The organism is Luteimonas huabeiensis HB2 (assembly GCF_000559025.1).
GTDB classification, from domain to species: Bacteria; Pseudomonadota; Gammaproteobacteria; order Xanthomonadales; family Xanthomonadaceae; genus Luteimonas; species Luteimonas huabeiensis.
The window spans coordinates 68,694-79,874 of sequence record NZ_JAAN01000036.1 but is presented as its reverse complement, the minus strand read 5'-3'; the positions used below and the strand labels follow the sequence as shown (position 1 = coordinate 79,874).

Annotated in this window: 13 protein-coding genes; 7 read left to right on the top strand and 6 right to left on the bottom strand. The window is 63.4% G+C overall.

Annotated features, from left to right (window positions below; all coding sequences use genetic code 11):
* The 3 genes from Z164_RS20765 to Z164_RS0115845 form a co-directional block, all read right to left on the bottom strand.
* On the bottom strand, positions 1-524 hold a 524-nt coding region (locus Z164_RS20765; RefSeq protein ID WP_152540971.1), incomplete at its 3' end, for a multicopper oxidase domain-containing protein.
* 103 nt (positions 525-627) lie between these two features.
* Positions 628-1,023 (bottom strand): CopL family metal-binding regulatory protein, encoded by a 396-nt coding sequence (locus Z164_RS23730; RefSeq protein WP_160170696.1) that lies wholly within the window; start codon positions 1,021-1,023, stop codon positions 628-630.
* A gap of 136 nt (positions 1,024-1,159) precedes the next feature.
* Positions 1,160-2,080, bottom strand: coding sequence for a cation diffusion facilitator family transporter (locus Z164_RS0115845; RefSeq protein WP_081770218.1), 921 nt, complete (start codon positions 2,078-2,080; stop codon positions 1,160-1,162).
* Between the two features lie 84 nt (positions 2,081-2,164).
* Between Z164_RS0115845 and Z164_RS23570 the strand changes: the two genes are divergently transcribed.
* Positions 2,165-2,290 (top strand): hypothetical protein, encoded by a 126-nt coding sequence (locus Z164_RS23570; protein ID WP_269079017.1) that lies wholly within the window; start codon positions 2,165-2,167, stop codon positions 2,288-2,290.
* A gap of 198 nt (positions 2,291-2,488) precedes the next feature.
* Here Z164_RS23570 and Z164_RS22585 read toward each other — a convergent pair whose 3' ends face one another.
* From Z164_RS22585 to Z164_RS0115835, 3 genes are read right to left on the bottom strand one after another with little or no spacing between them, the layout of a single operon-like run.
* Positions 2,489-2,962 (bottom strand): Pycsar system effector family protein, encoded by a 474-nt coding sequence (locus Z164_RS22585; protein WP_152540970.1) that lies wholly within the window; start codon positions 2,960-2,962, stop codon positions 2,489-2,491.
* A gap of 10 nt (positions 2,963-2,972) precedes the next feature.
* Positions 2,973-3,830 (bottom strand): E2 domain-containing protein, encoded by an 858-nt coding sequence (locus Z164_RS22580; RefSeq protein ID WP_152540969.1) that lies wholly within the window; start codon positions 3,828-3,830, stop codon positions 2,973-2,975.
* A 2-nt stretch (positions 3,831-3,832) separates the two neighbouring features.
* Entirely contained in the window at positions 3,833-5,362 is a 1,530-nt protein-coding gene (locus Z164_RS0115835) for an adenylate/guanylate cyclase domain-containing protein (protein ID WP_024891658.1), read from the bottom strand.
* 215 nt (positions 5,363-5,577) lie between these two features.
* On the opposite strand from Z164_RS0115835, the gene Z164_RS0115830 reads away from it, so the two are divergent.
* The 6 genes from Z164_RS0115830 (at position 5,578) to Z164_RS0115800 (ending at position 11,169) form a co-directional block, all read left to right on the top strand.
* Positions 5,578-6,489: a TIR domain-containing protein gene (locus Z164_RS0115830; protein WP_024891657.1), complete on the top strand. Its 912-nt coding sequence runs from the start codon at positions 5,578-5,580 to the stop codon at positions 6,487-6,489.
* Positions 6,490-6,492: 3 nt separating this feature from the next.
* A complete protein-coding gene (locus tag Z164_RS0115825) occupies positions 6,493-7,197 on the top strand; it encodes an adenylate/guanylate cyclase domain-containing protein (protein ID WP_024891656.1) in 705 nt (234 codons plus the stop codon).
* A gap of 732 nt (positions 7,198-7,929) precedes the next feature.
* Positions 7,930-8,886: a DUF932 domain-containing protein gene (locus tag Z164_RS0115815; protein WP_024891655.1), complete on the top strand. Its 957-nt coding sequence runs from the start codon at positions 7,930-7,932 to the stop codon at positions 8,884-8,886.
* A 3-nt stretch (positions 8,887-8,889) separates the two neighbouring features.
* A complete protein-coding gene (locus Z164_RS0115810) occupies positions 8,890-9,207 on the top strand; it encodes a hypothetical protein (protein ID WP_024891654.1) in 318 nt (105 codons plus the stop codon).
* Positions 9,208-9,295: 88 nt separating this feature from the next.
* Positions 9,296-10,273, top strand: coding sequence for a YqaJ viral recombinase family nuclease (locus tag Z164_RS0115805; protein ID WP_024891653.1), 978 nt, complete (start codon positions 9,296-9,298; stop codon positions 10,271-10,273).
* A 2-nt stretch (positions 10,274-10,275) separates the two neighbouring features.
* Positions 10,276-11,169: a recombination directionality factor gene (locus Z164_RS0115800; protein WP_024891652.1), complete on the top strand. Its 894-nt coding sequence runs from the start codon at positions 10,276-10,278 to the stop codon at positions 11,167-11,169.
* Positions 11,170-11,181: the final 12 nt, after the last annotated feature.

Genomic DNA, 11,181 nt, shown 5'->3' with positions numbered 1-11,181 from the left:
ATCACCAGCGGCCCGTAGAGGCCGGCCTGCTCCTGGAAACCGGAGTGGCTGTGGTACCAGTAGGTGCCGCCCTGTACGACGTTGAAGCGGTACTGGTAAGTCTCGCCGCGGTCGATGCCGTCGAAGCTGAGTCCCGGCACGCCGTCCATGTTGGCTGGCAGCAGGATGCCGTGCCAGTGGATCGATGCCTGGTGGCCATGGATGGAGCCTGGCGGCAAGGCATTGCGGACCCGCAGGTTGACGGTAGTGCCCTCGCGCCAGCGCAGCAGCGGTGCAGGAATCGAGCCGTTGACCGTGATGGCAGGACGCGTGGCGCCGGTGAAGTTCATCGGCGTCTCGCCGATGGTCAGGTCGAACTCGGTGCCAGAAAGTACGTTGGGCACGCCTTCAGCCTTGACGGCCCAGCTGGTGCGCGGCCAGAGGCCAAGCGCCGCGGCGGCGCCTCCGGCGGCAAGTCCTTGAACAAAGAGGCGGCGCGACGGGGCAGACAGCCCTCCGGCACGGCCGAAAGAATCGGATGACATGGGAACTCCGGGAAAGGTCGAGGGCTCGCGAAGCGAGCGTGACCCTGTCGGTGCTGACAACGCGGACAGGGTCCATCGGCGCCTCAAAGGCGCTCAGCGACACTTAGCCGATCGGAGGTCGGAAGAGATTGGTCAGGGCCGCGGACGCGTGCACCGACAGAAACGGTGCGGCGATCTGCCGGTAAAGAACTTCCACGACGGGAGACGCCGACCCTGCGAAGGCCGCGAAGCAATGGTGCATGCACGCACAGCAACTGTCCGTCTCACAGCAGTCGTCCCACGGCGATACCGCTCCGGCCTCGTCAGTGGCCTGGGGGTGATGGTGTTCATTGGCCCCCGTAGCAGCCGCTGCTCCTCCATGGCAGGCCGCCATGGCCTCGGCTGCTGTCGGTGCCGAGGTGACGTCACCGGCGGAGTCGCGCACGTGCTCCATGTGCATGGGCGCGCCAGCGATGCCCGGACCGTTGGCGAGCAAGGCAACGACCAGGAACAACCGCATCAGGAGCGCGCGGAAAGGCATGCGCCTTAGTATACGTGCGGATATAAACTCCGGATGAATACAGTGACAACGCACGGGGGATCGAGCCGCGGGTCTTCGTCGCCTGCCTGACCCAACGTCGCCTCCCGCTTTTCGGCTACAGGGCCATGTCTTCGTAGCTGCGGGGATCGGAGACCGGTTCCAAGTGCCCGGTCACGCGCATGGCGGGAAACTCCGCCACGATCTTCTCCACCAGGTCTTCCATGGCGTCATGCCCGCGCAGCACCGTCCAGTCGCCGGGCACCAGCATGTGCATCTCCATGAACTGGCGGGCCCCGGACTCGCGCGTGCGCACGGCGTGGAATTCGATCCGGCCCGGTTCGGCGTGCGCGTCCAGGATGGCTTGGATCCGGGCGTTGTCCTCGGGGGACAGGGTCGCGTCCATCAGGCCGGAGGCGGATTCGGACATCAGCCGGTAGCCGACAACCAGGATGTTCACGCCTACCAGGATCGCGATCACCGGATCCAGCCAGTTCCAGCCTGTCAGCCACGCCAACCCCAGGCCCACCACGACCCCGACCGAGGTGTACACGTCGGCCATCAGGTGCTTGCCGTCGGCGCGCAGGGTGATGGAGCGGTGGCGCGTGCCGACCTTGATCAGGATCCGCCCGACGATGCCGTTGAGGACGGCGGCCATGATCGAAACGGCGAGGCCGATGCCGAGAGATCCCAGCGACCGGGGGTTGAGCAGGCGATCGATGCCCAGGTAGATGATCGAGGCCGCGGCGACGAAGATCATGATCCCTTCCAGCGCGGCGGAGAAATACTCCGCCTTGCTGTGGCCGAAGTGGTGGTCGTCGTCGGCCGGCCGGGCGGCGATGGTCAGCGAGACCAGGGCGACGATGGCGGCCACCAGGTTGACCATCGATTCGGCGGCGTCCGACAGCAGGCCCACCGAGCCGGTGATCGCCCAGGCGCTGCCCTTGAGCAGCACCGTCAGCACCGCGGTCACGATGGCCAGCCAGGCGTATTTCCTCAGGTCCGGCGTGGCTTCGGCCGGTCTGTCGCGGGGTTTCATGGCGACCATTGTCTGCTGTGCGCGCGGGTCCGGCCAGCCGAAGCCTGTCGCCTCACGATCACCAGGGTCGCCTGGAATCTCCACGTGGCCCGTACGTACACGTTGTCATTGCGGCGCGCGCCGGGCGATTTCCTCGCGCGGCGGAGGATGCCCCCGTTGGTCATGGTCTACCACACCCACCGCATCCTGAGCAGTTCGTCGCTGACCTGAAATCGCTCAGCAACAGCTAGCCGTTGGGGCGCCGAGTAAACGATACCGGCGCCGTGATCGTAGGCCGCTTTGGCCGGAAGCGAACATCGATAGGGCAGGGGATTAGGGATGTTTATCGGTGGTAGGGAGGGGCACCTTCCGACCCGAAGCGGACATTCAGGTGGAGAGGCTTGTCGAGCAATGATGCGCTGGAACACGCTATCGCGAAGCTTTGCCTGGTAGCTCCATAAGAAGCCAAACCCACGGCGGAACGGAAAACGCCATTGCAATGCACGCCTTCCGCAAAGCAGTAAACTTGCATTCGAGTACTTTCGAATTCCGCCAAGCCTGTTCGAGCAGATCGCACACGAGCTCGGCTGAAGATAAGTTCATATAACGTGTCCGGAAATCACTTTCCCGCAGCTTGGCGATGCTCCGAAAGAAAACCAAGGAGTTCGTTCCGCCCCGGCGATCAGGTACGATGGCGTCCCACAAATGATAAAAACTCGCGCAGATCGGTATAGCGAAAGCGACCGCGCAGGCAATGACCCGCCATGATGCGTCGTGAGACAACCATCGATCTCCCGCGAGAGCGAGCATGCCAAGATCAATCGCCAAAACGGCGGACAAGCGCGTGTCGACACGGGGAAAGAAGCCAAGCACCAGGTTCAGTTGGTTCCAGGCTGCTTGCACTCGCTCTTGGTCAGAGCTTGGGACGGCGGCGCGGCTTGTGTCGTCTTGCATGTCGATCCTTCTTCATCGTCGAGGCTTTTTCGCGGGCGATAACGTCTCGCAGCTTGCAATTTTTAAGTGTTCCGCAACAAGGTATTCCGCGTTCTGCAAGCTCGCGCAGGAATTGATCCTCGGCTTTCCGCCAGCGCCACAGATCCACCGTGAACCCAATCAGGTGATCGGCATGATCACGGCACGCGTCAACCGTCATGCCCGCGGGTTGATCGCAAGGACAGGGCACCCGACTGTCCTTCAACCTAGCGGGCGGACCGATCGCGACGCGGGCTATGTGGTTGCCTTCGCGTCTAAGTTCGAGGCGTGCTCCGCGGAGATGTGGTTCACGTATGACTGCGAATTTCCCAGCCCGCAGATCGTCCCGAAAGCGCGCTCCCAAGCTGTCGGCGGCAGCTTCTGCCAACGCTTGATGGCTGGCAGCTTCGCCGTGCGCCCAATCGTTCGCTCCGTTTGTCCAGACTCCAAGCTCGTTGGCCGTCAGCTGCAATTGCAAAAAACGCACGACTGCGGTCCACCACGCGCGCGCCGACTCTTCGTCCACGACTGCTGGCGCAGCCGTCGAGCCCCACCCAAGGCAAAATGATCCATCCTCATTGATGTGCCGGTCCGGGCAGAAGACCGGCAGGCGCACCGGTGGTTCCTCACGCGCGCTTACTGCGCTTCCAGTTGCCGACAGTTCCAGTGCGAAGTCATGCCGGTCCCCGCCGGCGCGCGGAACGGAGATGACTACCTTGGCAGGTGATGTTGCGGATGACGAGGTGACCCCGAATTCGGAGGCCACCTTGTCAAGGTACGCCAAGGACGACGACGGCATGCTCAACCCTTGGAGTGAGGCCGCAATGGCTCGCCGAGGTTCGACACGATGGCAGGCGCGTGAACTTGCATGGCTTCGGTATACGCGGCCTTCGCAACGCGATCACCGGCAGCGTTGAGTTGATCAACCGCCGCGTTGTAGCTCAGGCCATCGGCCAAGCGGCTGGTGCCGAACACCCCCCTGACCGCCGAGGAGGCCGATTTATATGCATCGGCGCCGATTGCCGTCTGCGTGCCACTACAGCGCCGCTGCTCCTCCTCGGAGTTCAGGGCGGCGCGGCCAGTGGCGCACCGCAGCATGTCACCCTTCATGCCCAACCGGGTGACGCTGAGCGGACCCAACTCAAACCCGATGGCCAGTCCCAAATTGTCGGTATCGACGCCTTCATCGCTGAGATGGGCGATCGCGCAGGCAAAGCTGCTGCGCAACGCACCGGCACACAAAGTAGCCGTGCTAATCGAAGTCTCGACATCGGTGGTATGCGCAGTACCTTCCAACATAATCCCGTGAAGGCAGTCGCCGATAAATCGCACCCGCCGCCCACCAAAGTCCTTATGGGTGACCGCATCCAATTCGGAGCGCACGACATGGAGAGTGCGCACCAAGTCCTCGGGATTGTCATCCAGGTGCTTGTCGACATACGCGGAGAATCCGTCGATGTCGGCATACACCGAGACACCTTCGAAGCGCTTTGTATTCGAGACGCTCAACAGGTCAAAGTCGAGGTCGGACAGCGGGGGCGTGGGGCGGCTGAATGAAATACTGCCGATGGGCGTTTCTTCTTGCTCCTCCCGCCAGAGCTTGATGATCTGCTCCTTGGAGACGCCCAGATCGGCCTCTTCAACACAGGTGTCGATCTGCTCACTGGTTAGGGCCGTCGTCCGGTCCTTGCCCGTTGCCAACACCGGGAACCCCATTACCGCGCGAGCGGCGTTCGTCAGGTAGATCCCCTCGGTGGTGCCGGCGCCTGCGCACTTGGCCGCGTGGTTCGCGGGGTGCCCCAAGAAGAGCGGTTCGCGACCGCCTCGCCGTCCGTTGTTGACGACCAGAGCGCGACCGCTATCGATCCCGACGCGAACCTTGGCATTCGGAATCTGCTGGTCATCATCCCCTGTTTCGGCCAGGACGTCCGCTACCAACTGCGCGATCGCCACGGCATGGGCAATGCGATCGCGTTCACTGTCCTCGCCATAGGGCTTGGCCACCACGGCATGCAGCCGTTGGTTGTGGAAATCGACGCGGATGGCATCGGTCTTTTGGATGATGCGATGGACCGCGCGATAGTGCTGGTTCAAGAAGCGCAGCGTGCGCTTGTGGCAGGTCTCGCCTTCAACCGTGGTGCAGGCGAGGATGTCGTCCAGGTTGATGATATCGATGTACAGGTGTGCCGCATCCATGCGGTACGCCTTTTTGGCGGGGATATTCTCCAGCGACATGTTGCGCTTGTAGTCGACGATTTCGACCGTGCGGACCTCTTCGAAGCGCGTCTCGATCCGCTTCTTGGCGCGGTCTTCCTTCCAGCTATAGCCCATGGTGTGTTCTCCTCGCGCCCGACGGATTGGCGGACCGGGCGGGTCGCGATCGCCCCAAGGTCCCCCTGTTCGCCGGCACGCTAGCCCGGCCGCATCTCAGCCCCTGCGACGCCAGCCCGCCCCCATATCTGGGGATTGAATTGACGCTGAATTCCCACATATGGGTTACTTGTCACAGCTTCAAGGGGGTTGGCAATGCTATGCGAGGGCCGGCGATGATCGAGCGGTTTCAAGGTGAAGAGGGGCGCCGACGGCTGGTCGCCGCCTTGACCGAGCACAGGCTACTGGCGGGGATCGACGGCTTACCGGAGCTCGTGGCCGAGGCCGGGCAATTGCAGCCGGTGGCCGCGGGCGAGGCCTTCATTCAGCAGGGCGCCGCCGACACGGAGGTGTATTTCATCGTCGCCGGCTCGGCCGACATCGTGATCAATGGCAAACCGGTGGCGATCCGCCATGCCGGCGATCACGTCGGGGAAATGGCCGCCATCGAGCCAACCCAGTCGCGGTCGGCGACGGTGATCGCGCGCGAGCCGGGCGTGTTGCTGCGAGTGTCGGAAGCAGACTTCGTTGCCTTGGCGAACTCATATCCCGTGATGTGGCGACGTCTGGCCGCGACTTTGTCGCGGCGCCTGATGCAGCGCAACGCCCTCATCGCTCAGCCCCGCACGCAGGTCCGGGTGTTCGTTATGTCTTCGGTCGAAGCGCTTCCGGTGACCCGGCTGCTGGTCGAACACTTCCAGCACGACCCGTTCCTCACCGTGGTGTGGGATCACGGCGTCTTCCGCGCATCGAACTACACCTTGGACGAACTGGAGCGCCAGCTGGAACTGGCCGATTTCGCCATCGCCGTGGCACATGCGGACGACACCGTCATCACCCGCGGGGACGAGTGGCCGACCGTTCGTGACAACGTGGTGTTCGAGCTCGGAATGTTTATCGGTTTTCTGGGACGCAAGCGCGCATTCCTCATGGAGCCTCGGGAAGACAAGTTGAAGTTGCCCAGCGATCTGGCGGGACTCACCACCATCAGCTATCGCTATGTTCCCGGCACCGACGCACGCAGCTACTTGGCGCCCGCCTGTAACCATATTCGCGATTTGATTCTTGCCGCCGGGCCACGGGACTAACTGATGGCGAGGCTCGAAGAACTGCAATCTGCTGTCGCCGACATCTTCTCGGCCCGTTGGGCGAGCCGTACGGGCCAAGTGGTGCCGGATTCCGAGGATCTGCGGCTTGGGAACGATGTCGTTGAGTTCGATCGCGCCACGATTCTGTATGCCGACCTGCAGGGATCAACCCACATGGTGGACTCCGAGCCATGGTGGCGTAGCGCGGAGATCTACAAGACATTTCTGCATTGCGCCGCGAGCATCATCCGGGACGAGGGCGGTGCCATTACGTCCTACGATGGCGATCGCGTCATGGGAATCTGGATCGGTAAACGGCAGACGACGCCGGCCGCCATTGCCGGACTCAAGGTCAACTTTGCTGTGCAGAACGTGATCAACCCTGCCTTCAGACGGCAGTACCCCGACACCAGCCTGGAAGTGAAGCAGGTGGTCGGCATTGACACGAGCGCGATCCGGGCTGCCCGAACCGGCGTCCGCGGCGGCAACGACATCGTTTGGGTGGGGCGGGCAGCGAACTATGCCGCCAAGCTCACCAATTTGAACTTGGAAGAACGAACCTGGGTCACCGAAGACGCGTTCAATTGGCTGGCGGACGAGGCCAAGCTGGGCGGACCCATGAAGCAGCTCATGTGGAAGAAGTTCCGCTGGTCACAGCAGGGCGATATGCCGATCTATGGATCGACATGGTGTTGGAATATTACGTAGCGCTCTGAGCTGCGCATAGGCGGGCGCCTTTGTAGACTCGCCCTGACCACGCCAACTGCATGTGACTGCTTTTGGCCGAAAGCCGTCGCTTAGATCCTGCGAATTACCGCCGACCTGCAGATGTCTGGGCTCGCTTCTAGTTATCAGCCCCCGTCTCCAAGCGTTGCGATCCGCGGTCCGTTTGCATTAGGACAGGGCGCCGACGCCGCCTATGGCGCTGCTCGGGATGCCCAGCCGGCACAGACCCAGGAAGCCGGTCTGTGACAAGCCCAATGGGGCCCTCTTGGCCTTGAGGGTCGCCGTGTCGGCCATGGCGGCTTTCGGGCGGCATCCGCCCGCCGCTGCCTGCAACTCAGGCACGCCAACGTGGCGGTGGAGCGCGAGGCCAGGCCCTAGCTGTTAGCCACATCGACTGCTCCGGGAAGCGGGGGCGCGGCGGAAATAGCGATTGAACGATTTCTCAAACACATATCACCACATTGAAGCCGGACAGAGCCAGCTTCACGCCTGACGCATCCGCTCCGATGTGTCGAATCGAGGAGTGAACGTGATTCGTGAGAGTCTGAACCCCTTCTACTGCGTGCTTGTCGTGACTGCGGCTGTCCTGGTCAGCATCGCCAGGTGCACCTGCGGTAGCCCCGACAAAATCTGATCCCATCACGCGCGAAACGCACAAGGCCCGGTACCCCCGGGCCTTGTGCGTTTATGCCGTCATCAAAGGAGTAAGCGACCATGCATTTGGTTGAGACAATGGCCTATGCCGGCGATCGGCCATGGCACGGGCTTGGCAACAAGCTGGCACCGAAGCAGTCGATCGACGTCTGGCGCAAGCAGGCGGGGATGGACTGGGAGATCGAAGAGTCCGAAGTTCGTTACGTCGTCGGCAGGAACGGCATCGGCTCGATCAACGCCTTTCCGGCGCAGAAGGTGCTGTACCGCTCGGACAACCACAAGCCGCTGTCGGTGGTGTCCAAGCGCTACCAGGTGGTGCAGCCCGGCGAGATCCTCGAGTTCTACCGAGATCTGACGGAAGTTGGAGGCTTCGAGCTTGAGTCGGCTGGCGTGCTCCGCGAGGGGCGTAAGTTCTGGGCGCTGGCCAAGACCGGACAGAGCACCGTCCTGAAGCGGAGGGACCGCGTGGATGGCTATCTGTTGCTGGCGACGGCCTGCGACGGCACCTTGGCCACAACGGCCCAGTTCACCTCGGTCCGGGTGGTCTGCAACAACACGCTGTCCATCGCCCTGGGTAGCAACGCCGGGGCCGTGAAGGTGCCCCATCGCAGCCAGTTCGATCCCGACGTGGTGAAGCGCCAGCTCGGGATCACCGTGGCCACATGGGACTCGTTCGTCGCCCGCATGAAGGCCTTGGTCGACTGCCCCGTGGATCCCGACTCGGTCGATGGTCTGCTTCGTCGGGTGCTCACCTATCCGAACCCGGACGGGGAGGGCGTGGCGGTCAATGAGCAGGCGTTCAGGACCGCTCGCGCCCTGTACGACGGCGCAGGCAAGGGGGCCGAACTGGCGAGCGCCAAGGGAACGGCTTGGGGAGTGCTGAGCAGCGTCACCGAGTTCGTCGACCACCATCGGCGTGCCCGGAGCGACGATCACCGCAGGGATGCGGCGTGGTTCGGTGCAGGTGCCCAGATCAAGCAGCGCGCGTGGGATGAAGCGCTCAAGCTGGTGGCCTGAGCGATGGCAGTCGATCGTCTCGATGTGGCCTATATCGCCATCGGTGCCAAGCAGGTCCTCGACAAGAGCCTCACCCCCTATTCGGACATGCCTTTCAAGGGGGAGCGGGGCTATATCCAGGCCTGCATCGACCAGGTGGATCTGCTGGGACGGACTTGGCAGGAATGCAGCGAGATGTTTCCAGGCCTGTGGTGCTACGAGGTAGCGGAGCCCTTCGGTCAGGCTTTTGGCCGGCATCTGCTGGCAGGAGGGTCCGTTGATCTTGCCCCCGCCATCCTGGATCGCATCGTTGCCACCGCAATGAAGGTCTCGCCGGCCTAGAAGCCAGCACTCGTCAAGCCGTTCAGCAGCAACCCATAGGCCCGGCCTCCGAAAGGAATGCCGGGCCGTCTTCTTTGGAGAAACCGTAATGAGCAGATCACCGGCATTGCGCCTGATCGACACGCGCGAGATGGCGCGTGAGGAGTGGTTGGAGGTTCGCAAGCGGGGAATCGGCAGTTCGGACGCCGCCGCCGCAGTGGGCTTGTGCCCTTACAAGAGCCAGCTGGAACTGTGGATGGAAAAGACCGGCCGGGTCGTTCAGGACGAGGAGCCGGGCCAGGACTCGCCCATGTACTGGGGCACCTTGCTGGAGCCCTACGTGGCCTCGGCCTACACGGAGCGGACAGGCGTCAAGGTCCGCCGGCTCAACGCCGTCCTGCAGCACCCCACCTACAGCTACATGCTGGCCAACATCGACCGCGAGGTCGTGGCCAACCCGCACGTCCAGATCCTGGAGTGCAAGACGGCCGGGGAGTTTGGATCACGTCTGTGGCGCGACGGCGTGCCCGAGTACGTCCAGCTCCAGGTCCAGCACCAGCTGGCGGTCACGGGCAAGGATGCCGCCGACGTGGCGGTGCTGCTGTGCGGCCAGAAGCTGGAGATCCACCGGGTCGAGCGGGATGAGGAGATCATTTCCCGCCTGGTCGTGCTGGAAGCCCGGTTCTGGGAGTACGTCACCCAGGATGTCCCGCCACCGGCCGACGGCAGCGAATCGGCCGCCAAGGCGCTCAGGAGCCTGTACAGGGGCAATGACACCACAGTGGACCTGAGGGAGGACCGGGTGCTCTCCGAGGCCTTCAGGGATCTTGTCGCGCTGAGGGACGAGATCGAGGAGAAGGCCAAGCAGGCCGAGGGCCTTCGCCAGCAGCTGCAGGAGGCGATGGGGGAAGCCTCGAAGGCGGTGTTCCCCACCGGTGAGATTACCTTCCGCCGGTCCAGGGACAGCTCCAGCGTCGACACCAAGAAGCTGGCCGAGGCGCACCCCGAGCTCGTTGCCGAGTTCACTGTCACCAGACCCGGGAGCCGCCGCTTCCGGATTGTCACCCCCTCACCAGAAGGAGCATGACCATGCTGAAAGGCCTGGCTATCACGCCGCCCGTGGTTGGGCGGATCTCGATCGGCCGCGTGGTCGAGCGCAACGGCAAGCGGCTGCCGGAGAAGGACGACCAGTTCACCCTGACCAGTCAGGTGCAGAACAGGGAAGGGTGGATCCTGCACCCGCTCGACGAGGCTCTGCGCAAAGGTGCCGGCGGCAAACTTCGATCGATTCCGGTCCAATTGCTGTTCGACGACCCGGCGTTGAACCTGAGGGCGGACTACTCCCTGTTCGACCGGAGTACGGGCAGGCCGGTGTGCGTGGGCAATGGGGAGACCAGCCGCCGGATGGGCAAGGAGGGCGTCACCCAGGAGTCCTGTCCGGGTCCGGACGCCTGCGCGTTCGCCATGGGCGAATGCAAGGCCTATGCCCGGCTCAACGTACGGGTGGGGGAGGAGGACGAGCTGGGCAGCTTCGTGCTGCGTACCACGTCCTACAACACCATCCGTACGCTCGCAGCCCGGCTGCAGTACTTCCACGCCGTGTCGGGCGGCAGGCTGGCCTGCATGCCCCTGGAGCTGAAGCTGCGGGGTAAGTCGACGACGATGAGCTTCCGCTCAGCGATCTACTACGTCGATCTGGTGGTCCGCTCGGGACTGACGCTGGAACAGGCCATTGCCCAAGCCCGGGAGGTCAACCAGAGCCGCAGGAACGCGGGGTTCGATCAGGAGGCCTTGGACGAGGCCGCTCGCCGTGGGTTCGCCAATGGAGCGTTCGAGGACTTGGCCGAGGATGTTCCGGCGGTCGTGGAAGAGTTCTACCCGGATAACCAGGAGCCGGGTCCGGGTGGTCAAGCGCCGAGCAGCGACACCGTCAGCTTGCACGAGCGCCTTCAGAAGAAGGCCGCTCGTGCAGGCACTGCCTGACGCCAAACAAAG

What these genes read in the sequence shown, in the direction of transcription:
- Z164_RS23730 (WP_160170696.1), bottom strand. Translation starts at nt 1,023, where the DNA reads ATGCGGTTGTTCCTGGTCGTTGCCTTGCTCGCCAACGGTCCGGGCATC.
- Z164_RS0115845 (WP_081770218.1), bottom strand. Translation starts at nt 2,080, where the DNA reads ATGAAACCCCGCGACAGACCGGCCGAAGCCACGCCGGACCTGAGGAAA.
- Z164_RS22580 (WP_152540969.1), bottom strand. Translation starts at nt 3,830, where the DNA reads ATGCCGTCGTCGTCCTTGGCGTACCTTGACAAGGTGGCCTCCGAATTC.
- Z164_RS0115835 (WP_024891658.1), bottom strand. Translation starts at nt 5,362, where the DNA reads ATGGGCTATAGCTGGAAGGAAGACCGCGCCAAGAAGCGGATCGAGACG.
- Z164_RS0115830 (WP_024891657.1), top strand. Translation starts at nt 5,578, where the DNA reads ATGATCGAGCGGTTTCAAGGTGAAGAGGGGCGCCGACGGCTGGTCGCC.
- Z164_RS0115825 (WP_024891656.1), top strand. Translation starts at nt 6,493, where the DNA reads ATGGCGAGGCTCGAAGAACTGCAATCTGCTGTCGCCGACATCTTCTCG.
- Z164_RS0115815 (WP_024891655.1), top strand. Translation starts at nt 7,930, where the DNA reads ATGCATTTGGTTGAGACAATGGCCTATGCCGGCGATCGGCCATGGCAC.
- Z164_RS0115810 (WP_024891654.1), top strand. Translation starts at nt 8,890, where the DNA reads ATGGCAGTCGATCGTCTCGATGTGGCCTATATCGCCATCGGTGCCAAG.
- Z164_RS0115805 (WP_024891653.1), top strand. Translation starts at nt 9,296, where the DNA reads ATGAGCAGATCACCGGCATTGCGCCTGATCGACACGCGCGAGATGGCG.
- Z164_RS0115800 (WP_024891652.1), top strand. Translation starts at nt 10,276, where the DNA reads ATGCTGAAAGGCCTGGCTATCACGCCGCCCGTGGTTGGGCGGATCTCG.